Source organism: Streptomyces sp. NPDC037203 (assembly GCF_055605065.1).
The window spans coordinates 520,604-538,348 of sequence record NZ_JBVJUC010000001.1; the positions used below are offsets into that span (position 1 = coordinate 520,604).

General features: G+C 73.4%; 16 protein-coding genes. 8 read left to right on the top strand and 8 right to left on the bottom strand.

Annotated elements, in window-relative coordinates; genetic code table 11:
* Positions 1-224 precede the first annotated feature (224 nt).
* A complete protein-coding gene (locus tag ACZ7EC_RS02175; RefSeq protein ID WP_471056541.1) occupies positions 225-1,190 on the top strand; it encodes an alpha/beta hydrolase in 966 nt (321 codons plus the stop codon).
* 149 nt (positions 1,191-1,339) lie between these two features.
* Here ACZ7EC_RS02175 and ACZ7EC_RS02180 read toward each other — a convergent pair whose 3' ends face one another.
* From ACZ7EC_RS02180 to ACZ7EC_RS02190, 3 genes are read right to left on the bottom strand one after another with little or no spacing between them, the layout of a single operon-like run.
* A complete protein-coding gene (locus ACZ7EC_RS02180) occupies positions 1,340-2,902 on the bottom strand; it encodes a long-chain-fatty-acid--CoA ligase (protein WP_471056544.1) in 1,563 nt (520 codons plus the stop codon).
* Positions 2,899-7,419 (bottom strand): type I polyketide synthase, encoded by a 4,521-nt coding sequence (locus tag ACZ7EC_RS02185; protein ID WP_471056547.1) that lies wholly within the window; start codon positions 7,417-7,419, stop codon positions 2,899-2,901. Before ACZ7EC_RS02185 ends, ACZ7EC_RS02180 begins: the two co-directional genes overlap by 4 nt.
* Positions 7,420-7,444: 25 nt before the next feature.
* Positions 7,445-7,708: an acyl carrier protein gene (locus ACZ7EC_RS02190; RefSeq protein WP_397982547.1), complete on the bottom strand. Its 264-nt coding sequence runs from the start codon at positions 7,706-7,708 to the stop codon at positions 7,445-7,447.
* A gap of 154 nt (positions 7,709-7,862) precedes the next feature.
* On the opposite strand from ACZ7EC_RS02190, the gene ACZ7EC_RS02195 reads away from it, so the two are divergent.
* Together ACZ7EC_RS02195 and ACZ7EC_RS02200 are read left to right on the top strand one after the other, a co-directional pair.
* Complete coding sequence (locus ACZ7EC_RS02195; RefSeq protein ID WP_471056551.1) at positions 7,863-9,317, top strand: CoA transferase; 1,455 nt, start codon at positions 7,863-7,865, stop codon at positions 9,315-9,317.
* A gap of 50 nt (positions 9,318-9,367) precedes the next feature.
* On the top strand, positions 9,368-9,925 hold the full coding sequence (locus ACZ7EC_RS02200; RefSeq protein WP_471056554.1) for a carboxymuconolactone decarboxylase family protein: 558 nt from the start codon (positions 9,368-9,370) through the stop codon (positions 9,923-9,925).
* Positions 9,926-10,211: 286 nt separating this feature from the next.
* Here ACZ7EC_RS02200 and ACZ7EC_RS02205 read toward each other — a convergent pair whose 3' ends face one another.
* From ACZ7EC_RS02205 to ACZ7EC_RS02215, 3 genes are all read right to left on the bottom strand, one after another.
* The gene (locus ACZ7EC_RS02205) at positions 10,212-10,430 is read right to left on the bottom strand and encodes a ferredoxin (protein ID WP_471056557.1); all 219 of its coding nucleotides are present in this window, start codon (positions 10,428-10,430) and stop codon (positions 10,212-10,214) included.
* Positions 10,431-10,442: 12 nt separating this feature from the next.
* Complete coding sequence (locus tag ACZ7EC_RS02210; RefSeq protein ID WP_471056560.1) at positions 10,443-11,672, bottom strand: cytochrome P450; 1,230 nt, start codon at positions 11,670-11,672, stop codon at positions 10,443-10,445.
* 183 nt (positions 11,673-11,855) lie between these two features.
* Complete coding sequence (locus ACZ7EC_RS02215) at positions 11,856-12,290, bottom strand: nuclear transport factor 2 family protein (RefSeq protein ID WP_471056563.1); 435 nt, start codon at positions 12,288-12,290, stop codon at positions 11,856-11,858.
* Between the two features lie 192 nt (positions 12,291-12,482).
* Between ACZ7EC_RS02215 and ACZ7EC_RS02220 the strand changes: the two genes are divergently transcribed.
* On the top strand, positions 12,483-12,932 hold the full coding sequence (locus ACZ7EC_RS02220) for a nitroreductase family deazaflavin-dependent oxidoreductase (protein WP_471056566.1): 450 nt from the start codon (positions 12,483-12,485) through the stop codon (positions 12,930-12,932).
* Positions 12,933-13,011: 79 nt separating this feature from the next.
* On the opposite strand, the gene ACZ7EC_RS02225 is transcribed toward ACZ7EC_RS02220, so the two are convergent.
* Positions 13,012-14,067 (bottom strand): cation diffusion facilitator family transporter, encoded by a 1,056-nt coding sequence (locus tag ACZ7EC_RS02225; protein WP_471056569.1) that lies wholly within the window; start codon positions 14,065-14,067, stop codon positions 13,012-13,014.
* A gap of 135 nt (positions 14,068-14,202) precedes the next feature.
* On the opposite strand from ACZ7EC_RS02225, the gene ACZ7EC_RS02230 reads away from it, so the two are divergent.
* Together ACZ7EC_RS02230 and ACZ7EC_RS02235 are read left to right on the top strand one after the other, a co-directional pair.
* Positions 14,203-15,219 carry a glutathione S-transferase family protein gene (locus ACZ7EC_RS02230; RefSeq protein ID WP_471056572.1) on the top strand — a complete coding sequence of 339 codons (1,017 nt, stop codon included), beginning with the start codon at positions 14,203-14,205 and terminating at the stop codon, positions 15,217-15,219.
* A gap of 28 nt (positions 15,220-15,247) precedes the next feature.
* Complete coding sequence (locus ACZ7EC_RS02235) at positions 15,248-15,601, top strand: DUF4235 domain-containing protein (RefSeq protein WP_471056575.1); 354 nt, start codon at positions 15,248-15,250, stop codon at positions 15,599-15,601.
* A 20-nt stretch (positions 15,602-15,621) separates the two neighbouring features.
* On the opposite strand, the gene ACZ7EC_RS02240 is transcribed toward ACZ7EC_RS02235, so the two are convergent.
* Positions 15,622-16,086, bottom strand: a complete 465-nt coding sequence (locus ACZ7EC_RS02240) for a pyridoxamine 5'-phosphate oxidase family protein (protein WP_471056578.1) — start codon at positions 16,084-16,086, stop codon at positions 15,622-15,624.
* A gap of 209 nt (positions 16,087-16,295) precedes the next feature.
* On the opposite strand from ACZ7EC_RS02240, the gene ACZ7EC_RS02245 reads away from it, so the two are divergent.
* Entirely contained in the window at positions 16,296-17,228 is a 933-nt protein-coding gene (locus ACZ7EC_RS02245) for an NADP-dependent oxidoreductase (RefSeq protein WP_471057811.1), read from the top strand.
* Between the two features lie 126 nt (positions 17,229-17,354).
* A complete protein-coding gene (locus ACZ7EC_RS02250) occupies positions 17,355-17,735 on the top strand; it encodes an anti-sigma factor antagonist (protein WP_471056581.1) in 381 nt (126 codons plus the stop codon).
* Positions 17,736-17,745: the final 10 nt, after the last annotated feature.

Here is a 17,745-nt window from a genome sequence, read left to right on the forward strand (position 1 = left end):
TCCCGTTCCGCTCCCGGCGGGACCGGACGGGGCTCCGGGCGGCACCGCGGCCGCGTCGCGCTCGGCGTTCCCGAGCGGCGGCAACGCCCCGGTGCCGCACGGCGTTCACGGCCGCCGCACGCCGGTGTCGCCGGTGTCGCCGGTGTCGCCGGTGTCGCCGGTCCGGCCGCGTTCCCCGCCTCGGGCGACCTCCCCTCGTTCCGCTTCCGGGAAGGAAACAGACCATGGCCTACGACATCGACCCCGAACTCGCCGCCGCGCTGGCCGCCCTGCCCAAGGCCCCGAACGGCGCCCTGCTGGACCTCTCCGACATCCCCGCGTGCCGCGCGCGGGTGGCGGCGGCCGAGGAGTGGCTTCCCGCGCCGGACGCGGACCCGCGCGTCAAGACCGAGACGCTGCACCTCGCGCGCGCGGACGGGAGCCTGCTCGACGTGCTGCTGTTCCACCCCGGCGACGCCGGCCGGGCCCGGCCGGCGCTGGTGTATTTCCACGCCGGCGGACAGGTCCTCGGCAGCGCCCACGACCGCACCGCCCGCGCGTACGCCGCCGACCTGGCCCTGCGGCTCGACGTCGTACTGGCCGCGGTCGACTACCGGCTGGCGCCGGGCACCCCGGCACCGGGCGCGGCCGAGGACGGCCACCTGGCGTACACGTATCTCGCCGCGCACGCCGCCGGGCACGGGATCGACCCGGACCGGATCGGGCTCGCGGGGGCCAGCGGCGGCGGGGCGGTCGCCACGGCCACCGCGCTCATGGTCCGCGACCGCGGTGAGCGCCGCCCGCGGCTGCTGTCGCTCAACTACCCGATGCTGGACGACCGCAACGAGACCCCGTCCAGCCACGAGATCGTGGACCTCGGCGTGTGGGACCGCCGGGAGAACCTGTACGCCTGGGCCGCGGTGCTGGGTGAGCGGGCGGGAGCGCCGGACGTGCACCCGTACTGCGCTCCCGGCCGCGCCACGGATGTCGCCGGTCTGCCGGACACCTTCATCGCCGTCGCCCAGCTCGACGTCTTCCGCGACGAGAACATCGCCTTCGCGCAGCGCCTGATCGCCGCCGGCGTCCCGGTCGACCTGCACGTCTACGCCCACGCCTACCACTCGTGGGACGTGTTCGCCCCCCAGTCGGCCCTCACCCGGACCTTCGAACAGACCTGGCACGCCTACCTGCGCCGCCACCTCCACGGCTGACCCTGGTCCGCACCTTCCCGCACGCCTTCCGCCCCGGACGGAGTCCCGTCCGGGGCGGAAGGCGTCCGGGCGCACAGCGACCGGGTCACCGGCGCCGGCCCGCCCCCTCGGCAAGGGGGCGGGCCGGCGTCGTACGGGAGGGGTCGCGATCAGTCCCGCGCGGTGGCGAGTTCGTCGCGTACCGCCCGGCGCAGCACTTTGCCGCTGGGGTTGCGGGGCAGGGCGTCGGCGAAGTCGTACGACGTGGGCATCTTGAAGTCGGCCAGCCGGCCGCGCAGGAAGAGGTGCAGGTCCCTGGGTCCCGCCTGCCGGCCCGGTTCCAGGACCACCCGTGCGTGCACGGACTCGCCCCAGCGCTCGTGCGGCAGGCCCACCACGGCGGCTCCGGCCACGGCGGGGTGCTGGGCGAGGGCGTCCTCGATCTCCTTCGGGTACACGTTCTCGCCCGCGACGATGATCATGTCGTTGACGCGGTCGCGGACGTAGAGGTAGCCGTCCTCGTCGAGGTAGCCTGCGTCCCCCATGTGCACCCAGCCGTCCACCACGGTGCGCTCGGTGGCCTCGGGCAGCCGCCAGTAGCCGAGCATCCGGGCGGGGGTGCGGACGCAGACCTCGCCGACCTGCCCGGCGGGAAGCACCCGGCCCTCGGGGTCCTCGATGCGCACCTCGATCCCCGGATAGGGGCGGCCCGCCGCGCGCAGCCGCGGACTGCCGGGGACGTGGTCGGCGGGCGGCAGGCAGACGGCGAAGTTGCCGGTCTCGCTGCTGCCGTAGATCTGGAGGAAGTCGCAGTCCATGATGTCGATCGCCCGGCTCAGCAGGTCCTCGCCGATCGGCGAGCCGCCGTAGACGAGCTTGCGCAGCGAGCCGAGGGCGCCCCTGGCGGCGGCCGGTTCGAGAAGCATCAGCTCCAGCATGGCGGGCGCCACGATGCCGGTGGTGACCTTCTCCTCCTCGATCACGCGCACCGCGTCGGAGCTGATGAAGGCGGGCAGCGAGACCACGGTGGCACCGGCGTTGAACGCCTGCATCGCGTAGGAGAGGCCCCCGATGTGGAAGCCCGGCAGACCGATCAGGCTGCGGTCGCCGGGCTTCCAGTCGAGCCAGTCGAGGCCGTTGTCGTCCATCGCCTCGGCGACGTTGAAGAAGCTACGGTGCGGCAGGACGACGCCCTTGGGCAGCCCGCTGGTGCCGCTGGTGTAGATCTGTACGACGGGGGTCTCGCCGTCCGCCGGTGCCTGCTCCCCGGTGGCGGACACCGCGTCCTTGCGGGCGGCCAGGGACTCGGCACCCGCCGCGTCGGCGTCCAGGCACAGCAGGGTGCGCAGCGTGGGCAGCCCCTCGCGGACCTCGGTGGCCACCCGCAGGTGCTCCTCGTCCACGAGCAGCACCTCGGTGGTGGAGTCCCGCAGGATGTGGTCCACCTCCTGCGGGGTCAGCCGCCAGTTGACGGGGACCAGGACCGCGCCCGTCCGTGCGCAGGCGAAGGCCAGCTCCCAGTACTCGACGGCCTCCTTGCCGAGGTAGCCCACCCGCGAGCCGGGTACGACCCCGGCCGCGCGCAGCACCTCGGCCGTGCGCGCGCTCTCCCGGTCCAGCTCCCGGTAGGTGAGCGCCCGTCCGGCGCACAGGACGGCCGGCTGATCGGGCCGGAGGTCGGCCTGGAGGGCGATCACTTCCCCCAGGGTGCGCGGTCGCGTCGCTGTGGTCATCGGTGTGCTCCCGTTCCCGCCTCGTGCTCCGGCGCCCGGGCACCGGACAGCAGTTCGTCGATGTATGCGCTGAGCAGGTCCACGCCGGGCCGGTCGAAGGTGACCGACGCGGGCAGGGTGATCCGGAAGGCCGCCTCCAGCGCGTTGCGGATCTCGACCGCGTTGAGCGAGTCCATGCCCAGGGCGGCCAGTTCGGCGTCGGGCTCGATGTCGTCGGCCGACTCGAAGCGCAGGACGTCCGCGAGCCGGGCCCGCACGATCGCGTTGATCCCGGCCGAACGGGCGGCCCCCGGCGCCTCGGACAGGGCGTCGACACCGGTCGGCACGCCGTCCGCGGGGCCGTCCGGGACCAGCTCCGCGAACAGCGCGCTCGGCGCCCTGCGGGCGACGAAGCGCTTCCAGTCGCAGCGGCCCATGAGGACCTGGGCGCGTCCGGCGTCCAGCAGCGCGGGCAGCGCGTCGGTGGCCTCGTCCTCCTCCAGGAGCGTGATGCCCTGGCCCTCCCAGCTGCGCACCAGGGAGGAGCTGAGCTGCCGGCCCGGCTCCCGCGGCGCCCACGGGCCCCAGTTGACGGCGGTGGCGGGCAGTCCGGCACCGGCGCGCTGGGCCATCAGATGGTCGAGGAAGGCGGCGCCCGCGCCGGCGCCGGTCTGGGTGGCGGCGCCGAACAGGGCACCGGCCGTGGAGCAGCCGAGGAAGAAGTCCAGCTCGGGCAGGCCGGCGGTGGCCTCGTGCAGCAGCCAGGCGCCGTAGACCTTCGCCTGGAAGGTGGCGTCCAGGTTCTCCCAGGTCTGCTGGGCCAGCGGCAGGTCCCGCGCGGCCTCCTGGGCGGCGTGCACGACACCGCCCACCGGGGGCGCGGTGGCGGCGAGCCCGGCCAGGACGCGGGTCACGTCCGGCGCGGAGCCGAGGTCGCAGGCATGGACCTGGACCGTGACGCCGTCGCCGAAGTCCGGGGCGGGGCCGCCGGTGCGGCTCAGCAGGGCCAGATGGCGGGCGCCGAGGGCGACGAGGCGGCGGGCGAGGGCCCGTCCGACCATGCCCGTGGCACCGGCCACCACATAGGTGCGGTCGGAACGGACCGTGAGGGGGCGGGAGTCGGCGGGCACGGGGTCGGCCGTGCGCAGCCGTCGTACCCAGCGCCCGCCGTCGCGGTGGACGATCTCCAGTTCGCTCTCCCCGGCGGCCGACCACTCCCCCACCAGACCGGGGCCGCCGTCGCCTCCGGGCTCCAGGTCGACCAGGGTCACCCGGTAGCCGGGGAACTCCGCGCCCAGGGCGCGGCCGAAGCCCCACAGGGTGGCCGCGGCGGCCGGTTCGGTGCTCTTGTCGCCGGGCAGGTGCTGTGCGCCCTCGGTGACCAGCCACAGCCGCTGGCCCCGGCCGAAGCCCGAGGCGGCCAGGGTCTCCAGCACCGCAAGGAGATCGCGGTAGTTGGCCTCGGACTCGGCGCGCAGCCGCGCCGCGCCCGGCTCCGCGCCGGTGTGGGCGCGCCACAGCCAGCACACGTCGGTGGGCGGCTCGCTGGCCAGCGCCCCGGCGAGGTCCGCGTGACCGGGTACGACGTCGAGGGTGACGCCCTGCGCGGCGGCCGCCTCGGCGAGCCCGCGCGGCAGCCGGTCCGTGTCCCCGGCGACGAGGACCCGCCGGCCTTCCCGGCGGGTGTCCGGCAGGATCTGGGGTACCCAGTGCTGCTCGTAGAACAGGCCGGCGTTCGCGCCCTGTTCCGTGCCGGTCCGCTCCGCCTGCCAGGCGGCCTCGGCGGCGCGGCGCTGCGGGGTGGGCAGCCAGTACCGCTTGCCGTCGAAGGGGTACGACGGCAGCGGGATCCGGCGGCTCGGGGCGCCCTCGTGGTAGCCGGTCCAGGAGACGGGCACGCCCGCCTCGTACGCCTTGGCCAGGGAGCGGCGGATCATGTCGCCGTCGCGGTCGTCGCGGAAGGTGCTGCTCAGCCAGACGTGGTCGGCGTCGACGGCCGAGGTCCTGGCCAGCGCGGTGAGCGCGCCGGACGGGCCGATCTCCACGAAGACGTGCCGCCCGCGCTGGTCCACCGCCTGGACACCGGCCTCGAACTGAACCGGTTCGAGCAGGTGCCTGATCCAGTACTCCGGGTCCGCCATCTGCCGGCCGCGGGCCACGCGTCCGGTCACATTGGACACCAGGGCCATGCCCGGTGTGCGGAACTCGACGCCCCCGAGCACCTCGCGGAACTCGTCCACGATCCGGGCCATCAGCGGCGAGTGGTACGGCACGGCGCCCTTCAACGGGGTGAATTTCACTCCGCGTTCGGCCAGCCTGCGGCCCGCGTCCGCCAGCGACTCGCTGCCGCCGGTGAGCAGGCACTGGCCGGGGCCGTTGACGGCGCCGATGGTGAGATCCGGGTAGTCCTCGACCAGCGGGGCGATCTCGGCGGCGGGCGCGCCGACCGCGGCCATGCCGCCGTCGCTGCGCACCGCCTCGCTCAGCCGGCCGCGGGCGGCCACCAGCCGGGCGCCGTCCTCCAGGGAGAACAGTCCGGCGACGGCGGCGGCGGCGAACTCGCCCAGGCTGTGGCCCATCAGCACCGAGGGGCGCACGCCCCAGGACAGCCAGAGCCGGGCCATGGCGTATTCGAGGCTGAACAACGCGGGCTGGAGGTAACGGGGTTCGTGGATGCGCTCGGGGCGCGCGCACTCACCGCGGATCAGCGCGCCGAGGGGGACACCGAGCAGCGGGGTGAGGATGGCGTCGCACTCGTCCAGCGCGGCGCGGAAGGCCGGGTACTGCCGGTAGAGCGCGGCGCCCATGCCGGGGTACTGGGTGCCGGTGCCGGAGAAGAGGAACGCCACCTTCGGGGCGCTTGCCGAGCCGCCGCCGCGGGTACTGCCCGCGGCCAGGGACTCCACCCGCCGGCCCAGGGCCCGTACGGCGTCGGCCCGGTCGCCCACCACCTCGGCGATCCGGTAACGGAAGTGCGCGCGGCCCGTGTTGGAGGTGCGGCACAGGTCCGCGAGCGGGGTCTCGGGGTGGCGCTCCAGGTGGTCGAGATAGCGTTCGGCGAGCCGGCGCAGCGAGGCGCGGCTCTTGGCGGACAGGGTGAGCACGGCGCTCGGGCGGGCGTCGGCGGGGGCTTCCCCGGCGGGCGCGGGCGGTGCCTCCTCCAGGATGACGGAGGCGATGGTGCCCGTCACCCCGAACCCGTTGACCATCGCGCGGCCGGGGCCGGACCCGGGCCAGGGGCGGCACTCGGTCGGCACGGCGACGGGGGCCTCGTCCCAGGCGATGCGCCGGGAGGGAGTGACGAGGTTCAGGTGCGGGAAGACCGTGCGCTCCCGCAGCTGGAGCACCGCCTTGATGAGCGAGCCGGCCCCGGCCGCGCCCTCCATGTGCCCGATGTTGGTCTTCAACGAGCCCACCAGCAACGGCCGTTCCTTGTTGTGGGACTTCGCGAACACGTCGCTGATGGCGTCCATCTCGGTGGGGTCGCCGAGCGCCGTGCCCGTGCCGTGGGCCTCGACGTAGTGGATGTCGCCGGGGGTGAGGCGGCAGCGGGCCAGCGCGGAGCGCATGACCTGCTCCTGGGCGGCGCCGTTGGGGGCCACGAGGCCCGCGCTCTCACCGTCCTGGCCGACCGCGGAGCCCCGGATCAGGGCGTGCACGGTGTCGCCGTCGCGCAGCGCGTCGGAGAGCCGCTTGAGGACCAGCACTCCGCAGCCCTCGGCGCGGGCGTAGCCGTCGGCCCGTTCGTCGAAGGTCTTGCACTGCGCGTCGGCGGACAGCACCCCGCCCAGCTTCAGGATGGTGTGGTTCTGCGCGTTGTGGATGACGTTGACGCCGCCGCTGAGCGCGATCGAGCATTCGCCGCCGCGCAGGGCCTGCACGGCGAGATGGGTGGCCGTCAGCGACGAGGAGCAGGTGGTGTCGACGGTCATGCACGGTCCGCGCAGCCCGAGGAAGAACGACATCCGGCCCGAGACGGCGCTGTGGCTCAGTCCGGGCGCGAGGTAGCCGTCGAGGTCGGCGGGGGCGAGGTCGGTGGACTCGAAGATGTAGTCGAGGGTGGTGACGCCCATGAACACGCCGGTGACGCCGTGCCGCAGCGAGGTGGGGTCGATGCCCGCGTGCTCCAGCGCCTCCCAGGCGGTCTGCAGGGCCAGCCGCTGCTGGGGGTCGATGTAGGGGGCTTCCTTGGGGGAGATCGAGAAGAAGGCGGCGTCGAAGCGGTCGACGTCGCGGACGAAACCGCCGCGCGGCCGGTCGCCGTCCGCCGTGTCGTCCGGGGCCATCTGGCGGCGCTCCCCGGCCGGCAGCGGCCCGATGCCCGAGCGGCCCTCGCGCAGGAAGTCGGCGAAGGTGTCGACGTCGTCGTTCCCGCCCGGAATACGCAGCCCCATGCCCACGATGGCGATGGGTTCGTATTTCTCGCGTTCCAGCGCGGCGAGCGCTTCCGCACTGGCGGCGAGCGCTTCCTCTTTGCGCCGCAGTTCGGCGCGTACGGCGGCCAGCTCGGCCGCCTCGGGATTCGATGTGTCCGACATTTATTCCCTCCGGTCAGGAAAAAGATCAGGCGCAAAGATGGTCGATCAACTGACCGGCGGTCGGATGGCCGAAAAGGGCGGCCGTCGAAATCTCCCGCCCCAGTTTCCGCTCCAGCGAAAGCTTCACCTCGCTCAGCCGCAGCGAGGTGAGTCCCAGGTCGAAGAAGCCCACGTCCAGGGCGAACTCCTCACGGTCGGTCATGAAAAGAGCGCTCTTGAACTCCGCCACCACCAGGTCCTCGATGAGTTCCCGGCGCTCGTGCTCCGGCAGGTGATCGAGCTCCTCCACGGCGGGAAAATCATGCGACATCCACGTCACCGCCTCTCTACGAATCGACTGCTTCAGAGCAACCGAACCAGCCCTTCCTGATAGTGAACTGATAGCCGGCTGATGATAGCGGCCGACCGGTTTACGCCCATCCTGTCGGTGCTATGTTTCCGGCATGGAAGAAAATGAATTCGATCTGATCGGTGAATTAGACAGGACTCTGAAGCCGCTCGGCCTGTCGCGTGACGACGCCGTCAGCGAACTCGTCGTGCGCGGACGGGATCCGCTGGTGCCGTCGACCATCCGGCTGGGCTCGGCCATGGGCATCGCCCTGCTGTCCGCCGCCGTCGGCGCGGCGCAGATCTGGCAGCGCGCGACGGGCCGCCCGCAGCGCCTCGGGCTTGACCTCGCCCAGGCGGTGCACCAGCTCACGCCCTATCTCGGCGGCGGCAACACGCTGAACGGCTACGGCTCCAACATGGGCAGCGTGCTCGGGCTCGGCGGTGGTCTCGCCCCCGCGCTGTGGGACCTCTACCGCACGGCGGACGACCGCTGGGCCATCCCGATCGCCTGCTATCCGAGCACCCGCGACGCCTTCCTCGACATGCTCGGCACGGCGCACACCCGCGAGCACATCGGCGCCGCCGTCGCGAACCGGGTCTCCTGGGACCTGGAGGAGGAGGCGGCCGCCCGCGGCGTGCCCCTCGCGATCGTGCGCAGCCGGGAGGAGTTCCTCGCCCATCCGCAGGGCCAGGCCGTGCTGGACGAGCCACTGGTGGCCGTCGAGCGCGTGGGCGACGCCCCGCCGCGTCCGCTGCCGGCCGGCGCCCAGCCGCTGTCCGGCCTGCGCTCCCTCCAGTTCACCCACGTCTTCGCGGGCACCGCGGCCGGCCGGGTCCTCGCCGAGCAGGGCGCGGACGTGCTGCACGTGTGCGAACCGAACGCCTTCGACCACGACCTGTGCTGGAACGAGACCGGTGTCGGTCTGCGCTCGGCCCGGCTCGCCCTGGGCCCCGGCGCCGACGGCCGGCGCACCTTCGAGGAACTGCTGCGCACCGCGGACGTGTTCGTGCACAACCACCGGGCCGCCAAGATGGCCCGGCTGGGGCTCGGCCCCGAGGAGTGCGCCGAGCTCTCCCCCGGTCTCATCCATGTCTCCGTGCGCGCCTACGGCCACAGCGGCCCCTGGCAGGAGCGGGGCGGTTTCGACCAGCACGCGCAGGCTCTGACCGGGGTCAACTGGAGCGAACGGCAGGACGGGCGTCCGCAGTTGCCGCCCGGCCGCATGCTCAACGACTACCTGGCCGCCTATCTCGTCGCCGCCGGGGTCATGAGCGCGGTCCTGCGCCGCGCCGACGAGGGCGGCAGCTACCGGGTCCGGGTCTCCCTGGCCGGCGTCTCCAACTGGGCCTACCAACTGGGCACGTTCACACGCGAGCAGGCCGAGCGGCTGCTGCCCGAGGCACCGCTGCCGGCACCCCGGCGCCTCACCCGGACGACCCCGCTCGGCGAACTCTCCCTGGTGGCACCGCCGGTGACGCTGAGCGAAACGCCGCCCGCCTGGCGCGGCCCGCTGCTGGTCCCCCGCGGCTCGTCGCAGCCCCGCTGGCTCGACGACCGCACGTCCTGACACCCACCGCGCGGCCCGCCCCGGCCCTTCCCGCCCCAAGGAGAGACCTGATGGCCCGGATCCCCTGCCTCGACACCGAGGCCCTGCCCGAATCCCTGCGCTCGCTCAGTCAGGGGCGCGTCATCAACGTGTACCGGACGCTCGGGCACGCACCCCGGTCGGTCACGCAGATCGCCCGGCTGGGCGCCGCGCTGTTCGCCGACGCCAGCCTCGACGCGGTCGACCGCGAACTGCTCATCCTCACCTACGGCACCGTCTTCGAGGCCGAGTACGAGTGGGCGCAGCACGTGCCCATCTCACGGGCCGCGGGTGTCACGGACGACCAGCGCGCGGCCCTGCGCGCCCGCCGCTACGACGCCGACGTCTTCACCCCGGCCCAGCGGGCGCTGGTGAGCTTCGCCGCCGCGGCAGCCGCCTCGCCGGTCGTGGACGACGCCCGGTACGCGGCCGTCAGCGCCCACTACTCCGAGGAGCAGATCGTCGAGACCCTGGTCCTCGCGGGCTTCTACTTCCTGCTGGCGCGTGTCTGCACGGTCCTGGACGTCGAGATCGACGCGGCGGAGAGTGACGAACTGGTACGGATGGCGCAGAGCATGCACGCCAAGTGAGTCGCCGGAACGGGCCGGTCGCGGCGATCCGGGCAGGCCGGGGCCCAGCTCGCCGCCCCGGCCGGCCGGAGCGGCAGCCACACCACCGGGCCGCCGTTCCCCGGACCACCGGCGGCTCCGGCATGGCCGGTCCGGCGCGAGGTGCCCCGGTCGCTACGGCGCGAGGCGCCCCGGTCGGTACGACGGCCGGTCCGGGGACGCCGCCGCTCTGCTCGCGCGGCTCACCGGCCGCTCGAGGCGCGCGGTGCCGGACCCCGCGCGCCCGGCATGATCCGAACGAGAGGCTCTACTCCGCCTGTGCCTCCGCCGGGGCGGTGTCCGTCACGGTGATCGCGCTCACCGGGCACGCACGGGCCGCCTCGCGGACGTTCGGATCGCCCGCGCCGTCCTCGCGGCCGGGGATCAGCATGCTGAACCCGTCGTCGTCCTGGGTGAACACGCCCGGTGCGGTCAGCGCGCACTGGCCGGCGCCGATACAGACGTCCTTGTCGATCTCGATGTGCATGAGCTGAGCCTCTTACCAGGTCACGGGGAGTTCCAGCATCCCCTGGATCGTGTCGCCGGGTTTGAACGGGATCTCCTCGGCGGGTGCCGCCAGTTTCAGGCCCGGCAGCCGGGCGAGCAGCGTGCCGAGGGCGATCTCCAGCTCCGCGCGGGCCAGGTTCTGGCCCAGGCACTGGTGGATGCCGAAGCCGAACGCCACGTGGTGCCGGGTGGGCCGGTGGAAGTCCAGGACGTCGGGGTCCGCGTACTGGCCCGGATCCCGGTTGATCACCGAGGTCGAGAAGAAGACGCCCTCGCCGGCCCGGATGGTGGTGCCCCCGATCTCGATGTCCTCCAGTGCCACCCGCGCCAGCCCGTCGGCGATGGACAGCATCCGCATCAGCTCCTCGACGGCCGCGGGCAGCAGCGCCGGATCGGCGCGCAGCTCGGCCAGCCGGCCGGGGTTCTGGAGCAGTGTGAAGGTGCCGAGGGAGATCATGTTGGCGGTGGTCTCATGGCCCGCGACCAGCAGGATCACCGCGAGCGAGACGAGGTCGGCGCGCTCCAGGGTGCCCTGGGCGAGCTGCTGGTGGACGAGGTCGTCGAGGACGCCGTCGCCGGGCTCGCTCTGGCGGGCCTTGGCGTCGACGAGGCCGCCGAGATACTCCTCCAGCCGGTCGCGGGCGCCCTGGCTGTCCTCGGCGGTGGGGCCGCGCAGCAGCCGTCGGGACTGCTCCTCGAAGAACTCGTGGTCGGCGTAGGGCACACCGAGCAGATCGCAGATCACCATCGACGGCACGGGCAGCGCGAAGGCGGAGACCAGCTCGGCGGGCGGGCCCTGTTCGATCATGGCGTCCAGCAGCCCGTCCACGATCCGCTGGATGCCGGGCCGCAGCCCGCCGGCGCGTTTGAGGGTGAACGACGGGATCATCATCCGCCGCTGCCGCTGGTGCTCGGGGTCGTCCTGGCCGAGCAGGGCCACCCGGCGGTCGCGGACCCCCTCGAAGCGGGGGGAGACCGAAGGGAACTCGGCGCGGCGCCGGTCGCTGGACAGCCGGGGGTCGGCGAGCAGGGCGCGGGCGATGGCGTGGCCGGTGACCATCCAGACCTCGCGGCCGTCGTACAGGGTGACGCGGGCCAGGGGCCGCTGCTCGCGCAGCGGCGCGTATCCGGTCGGCGGGTGGTAGGGACAGGTGCGGTCCTGCGGGAAGGCGACGGGGTCGGCCGGGGTCGCCGGGCCGGTGATGTCCGTCAGTTCCGTCATGGAAAGACCTCGCAGACGAAGAGGTGCAGCGTGCCGATCTTCATTAGATGCCTCAGGCACCTATGGGTCGATGGCAAGTTCGGCCACTTCAAGGATCCCCCCGATCCGTCCGGATCGCGAAGGTACGGAGGTCCGTTTCCGGCCAGACGGCGCAACCGCCGCTCAGCGCGTCCCGGCGCTCCCCTACGGGGCGAAGGCGCGGGCCACGGCGAGGCTGTCCTCGTACACGTGGTGGCGCACCACGAAGCCGTCGCGGACGGTGAGGTGCAGGGCGAACCGGGCGGTGTAGGAGCGGCCGGTCGGTGCGGCCGTCTGCCGTATGACGCCGAGGACGACCGCGTCCTCGCCGTCGGTCAGGACGCGTTCCACGGCGGTGTCCGCCTTCTCCGGGACGTGGTGGGCGGCCAGCTCCCGGAAGTGGTCGGCGGCGTCGGCGCGGGTGGCGCGGTGCCGGATCCACGGGGTCTGCGGGCGGCCGTGCTCCTCCTCCGGCCAGTTCAGCCGCCAGTCGCAGTCCTCGGCGTACAGCTCGGCGATCCGCTCCGGGGCGCCCGCGCCGATCCTGGCGAGCAGTTCACGGACCGTGGCGCGGGTGGCGGCGGCGGGGTCGTACGTCATGGCGGGCGCTCCCTGGAGTCGGTGCCGGTCTCGGACGGAGCCCACTGTGCCAAGGGCGGTGAGGGTGACGCGATGACCTCCGGGGTAATGATCGCTGCGGTGCGGGGAAGCACCGTACGGACGAGGCATGCGGGCGCCGGCACCGAGAACCGGTGCGCGCGCATGCGCGGGAACGACGAAGGGGACGGATCCATGCCTCTCGATGGTGAGTACGAGCCGAGCCCGGAGCAGTGGGTGCGCGATCAGGTGGAGTTGTACGAGAGTTCCGGCGGGACCAAGGGGAACACCCTGCGGGACACGGGGCTGCCGGTCATCATCCTGACGACCCGCGGCGCGAAAAGCGGGAAGATCCGCAAGACGCCGCTGATGCGGGTGGCGCACGACGGCAGGTACGCGGTGGTCGCCTCGCAGGGCGGCGCGCCCAAGCATCCGGTGTGGTATTTCAACATCAAGGCCGATCCGCACGTCGAGCTCCAGGACGGCCCGGTCAAACAGGACATGCGGGCGCGTGAGGTCACCGGAGCCGAGAAGGCCGAGTGGTGGGAGCGGGCGGTCGCCGCGTTCCCGCCGTACGCGGAGTACCAGCGCAAGACCGACCGGGAGATCCCGGTGTTCGTGCTGGAGCCGGTCGAGGGCAGCTGACCGGTCCGCCCGGCCCCGCCCGCCGGAGAATTCCCCGCCCGGAAGGTGTGAACCGCCTTCCGGGCGGGCAGTCGTGGCGTCAGGCCCCGCCGCGTTCCCCCGTCGCGGCGGGGCTCTGTCGTGCCTCGCCGTCGCGGCCGTCGGTGACGTCGAGGAAGATCTGGTCGGCGGCCGGGAACATCGCGGCCAGCGAGCGCTTGACGCGGTCGGCGACCTCCTCGACGCGTTCGCTGTCCAGGCCCGGCGCGAGGTCGATGCGGGCGGCCACCAGGGTGGAGTCGAGGCCCAGTTTCATGGTGAACAGCGCCTCCACGCTGTCGATCTCCGGCTGCGCCCGCAGCAGCGCGCGGATACGGCCGCTCAGCTCCGGGTCGGCGGACTGCCCGATGAGCTGGTCGCGGGCCTCGCGGCCCAGCCGGTAGGCGACGTAGACCAGCAGGACCCCGATGGCGAGCGAGGCGGACGCCTCCCAGGCGACCTGCCCGGTGACCAGGTGCAGGGCCATCCCGGCGATCGCCAGCAGCACGCCGAGCACGGCCGTGCCGTCCTCGGCGACCACCGTGCGCAGCGCCGGATCGCGCAGCGCCGCCCGGCCGCCCCGGCGGCGCACCTGGTGCAGCGCCCGCAGCAGCGAGCCGCCCTCGGCGAGCAGCGCCACGCCCAGCACGATCAGGCCCGCCACATAGCCGCGGCTCGTCTCCTGTGTGCCTTCGCGCAGCGCCTCGACGCCCTGGAAGAAGGAGAAGCAGCCGCCCATCACGAAGATCCCGACGGCGGCGAGCAGGGACCAGAAGAAGCGCTCCTTGCCGTAGCCGAAGGGATGCCGTGCGTCGGCGGGGCGGCGGCTGCGCCGCAGGGCGGCCAGCAGGAACACCTCGTTGAAGGCGTCGGCGACCGAGTGCGCGGCCTCCGACAGCAGCGCGGGTGAGCCCGAGAGGGCACCGCCGGCGGCCTTGGCGGCGGCGATCAGCAGATTGGCGCCGAGGGCGACGAGGACGGTGACGCGGGTACGGCGGTCGGTGGCCCGTGTGCGCCGGGCGCGGGCCTTCAGACGGCTCTCGGTGGGCCCGTCGGCGGGGGTGGTGGCCGCCGGGGCGGCCTGGTGCTCCTGTCGCTTCGATGATGTTCCGCTCACGGGGCCCGACTGCCCGGAGGCGGGGGAATCACACCGTGCGGGCGCCCGGAAACGGGGAAGTCGGTGCTGCGACGGAGAAGTCGGTGCGCCGGGGCCCGGCGGCGAGCTTTCGGGGCCCGGCGGCGAGGAGGAGACATGGGCGGTGACGGCAACCGCGCCTACGGCCACCGGACGTTCAGCCGGTCGCGCAGCCATTTCCGGGACCGGATCACGGCGGACGGGCGGGACGGCTGGCCGGTGGCGGCGGGGCGCTACCGGCTGGTGGTGTCGCGCGCATGCCCCTGGGCGAGCCGGGCGGTGATCTCCCGCCGGCTGCTGGGGCTGGAGAAGGCGCTGCCGATGGCGGTCGCCGACCCGATCCAGGACGACCGCAGCTGGCGGTTCACCCTGGACCCGGACGGCCGGGACCCGGTGCTCGGCATCCGCTACCTCAGCGAGGCGTACGACCGCCGGGAGACCGGCTATCCGGGCGGCGTGAGCGTGCCCGCCGTGGTGGACGTGGAGAGCGGGAAGCTGGTGACCAACGACTACCAGCAGCTCACCCTGGACCTCGCCACCGAGTGGACGGACCTGCACCGCGAGGGCGCCCCCGCCCTGTATCCGGCGGCCCGGCGGGACGAGATCGACACGGTGATGGCCGAGGTGTACGAGGACGTCAACAACGGCGTGTACCGGGCCGGGTTCGCCACCCACCAGAAGGAGTACGAGGAGGCGTGCGCGGGCGTCTTCCGGCGGCTGGAAACGATCGCCGAACGGCTGGCCGGACAGCGGTATCTGGTCGGTGACACCCTCACGGAAGCGGACATCCGGCTGTTCACCACGCTGGTCCGGTTCGACCCCGTCTACCACGGCCACTTCAAGTGCAACCGCTGGAAGCTGGCGGAGGACCCGGTGTTGTGGGCGTACGCCCGCGACCTGTTCCAGACGCCGGGGTTCGGGGACACGGTCGACTTCGACCACATCAAGCGGCACTACTACCAGGTGCACAGCGGGATCAACCCGACCGGCATCGTGCCGCTCGGCCCGGATCTCGCGTCCTGGCTGAGTCCGCACCACCGCGAGGAGCTGGGCGGCCGCCCGTTCGGCGACGGGACGCCGCCGGGCCCAGTGCCGCCGGGCGAAGAGGTGGCGCCCGCGGGCCGCGCGGTATGAGAACGCACTGACGAGGAAGGAGTCACCCATGTCCAAGTCGAAGAAGAACAAGCTCCCCTTCGTCTACCAGCCGATCGGTTTCGTGCTCAGCTGGGCGAGCGGCGCGGTCGCCAGCCTCGCGTTCAAGCAGGCGTGGAAGGCGATACGGCACGAGGACGACGCACCCAGCGCCCTGGACGAGGACCGCCGGATGCGCGACATCCTGCTGGCCGCCGCCATCCAGGGCGCGATCTTCGCGGTGGTGCGCAGCGCCGTGGACCGCACCGGCGCCAAGGCCATCGCCCGCTCCACGGGGGTGTGGCCGGTGGCCGAGGACACGGACAAGGACAAGCACAGCGGGGAAGGCAAGGCGGCGAAGGGCGGCAAGCGCGGTCGGCGCTGACGGCGCCGCCCCGGCCGGTCTCAGTCCGCGGGCAGCCAGCGGCCGTCGCGCATGAGGTCCCGGCCGGGCAGTTCGTTCGCCTCGCGCCAGGCCTGGATCCGCTCGGGGACGACCCGGAAGTACAGACAGCGGGTGGCGAGCCGCCGGGGGTCGAAGCCGGTCTTGCCGGCGAAGACCTCGGCGTCCTCCTCCGGCAGCTCCTCCGGCGTCACCGCCTGCACGCTGCCGTCCACGAGGACGACGTCACGGGTCGACCCGATGCCGAGCCGGACCCGGCCGCTGTCGACGAGGTTGCGGCCGGTGGGGCTGTCGGCCGCGGTGGCGAGCAGCAGCAGGGCGCCGTCCCAGACGAAGGACAGCGGCACCAGGTGGGGCGCGCCGCCGTCGGGGCCGGCCGTGGCCACCCAGGCGTCCTCGTCGTGGTCCAGTCGGTGCAGGGTGTCCTTCTTGCGCTGCTCGGCGGTGCGGGCGGGGGGCGGGGTCATCGTGGTCGGCCTCCTGTGCGTGCGCTCCGGGACGCGGATGCGCTCCAGTGTGGCGGCCGGGGCCGGGCGTACGCACGCGGTGCGACGGCGCGTCCCCGCAGGGCGCCCGGACGAGCCCGGACCCGCGCCCCGGCCGCGGTCGGTACCCGGCGCCGGTCCGCCGCCGGGCACGCCGAGGCGGACTGGGGGATCATGAGTCTGTGACTACCATGCGAGCCATCGGCCAGGACGTCCTCGGCGGTCCCGAGGTGCTGCGGGAAGTACGGCTGGAACGGCCCGAGCCGCGGCCGAACGAGGTGCTGGTCCGGGTGCGCGCCGCCGGTGTGAACCCCACCGACTGGAAGCACCGGGCCACCGGCGGGTTCCTCGGCGAGCCCCCGTTCGTGCTCGGCTGGGACGTCTCCGGGGAGGTCGCCGGGACCGGGGTCGGCGTGGCCGAGTTCCGGCCCGGCGACGAGGTGTTCGGCATGCTGCCCTATCCCTTCGGGCACGGCTCGCACGCCGAGTACGTGATCGCCCCCGCCCGCGCCCTGTGGCACAAACCGGCCTCGGTCGACCACACCCAGGCGGGCGCGCTGCCGCTGGTGTCGCTGACCGCCTGGCAGGCGCTGACCGAGCGGGCCGGCGTACGGCAGGGTCAGCGGGTGCTGATCCACGCGGCGGCGGGCGGGGTCGGCCATGTGGCCGTGCAGATCGCCAAGGCGCACGGCGCGCACGTGACCGGCACGGCGAGCGCGGCCAAGCACGGCTTCCTACGCGAGATCGGCGTGGACGAGCCGGTCGACTACCGCTCCACCGATATCACCCAGGCGGTCCGGGACATGGACGTCGTCCTGGGCACCATCGGCGGCGAGACGGCCCTGCACTCCCTGCGGGTGCTGCGGCCCGGCGGCATCCTGGTGTCGACCCTGCCGACGGGCTCCCGCGAACTGTACGACGAGGCCGAGCGGCTCGGCGTACGGGCGGTACGGATGCTGGTGGACGCCGACCGGGGCGGAATGCGGTCGATCGCGGAACTGGTGGAGTCGGGGAAGCTCAGGGCGACGATCGCCGGGACGTACCCGCTGGCCGACGCCGCGAAGGCGCACGAACAGGGGGAGACCGGGCGCACCACGGGGAAGCTGGTGCTGCTGGTCGACTGAACGACCCGCGGACACGCGCCAAATCCGAAGACATATGTCAATCGAACATGCTCAAATTCCTTCCATCGTGGGTAACTTGACGGTCGGAGATCCGACGTCCGGGCGCGGGTGGGAGGTGATGCCGAGGTGCGACGGGAACCCGTGTCCCTCACCCGGCATCTGCGCGTGTACACATACCGGGCGCACACCGTCCTGGAGTTCCGGGGCGAGATCGACCTCGTCGCGGCGGCGGAGATCGGCCCGCTCCTGGACCGGATCACCGGTCGGCCCGGCGGCCGGATCGTGCTCGATCTGCGGCCGGTGGAGTTCTTCGACTGCTCGGGGCTGCGCCTGCTCTACCGGGCGCGGGCCCGAGTCCTCGGGAGCGGCGGGCAGTTGCACCTGGTGTGCGCCCACCCGCTGACCCTGCGGGTGCTGCGGGTGACGGGCCTGTCCCGGTTGCTGCCGCCGCACGCCACGGCGGACGCGGCCCTGGCGGCGGCCGGGACCGCCGCCGGCCCGCGGTGACGGGCGGCTC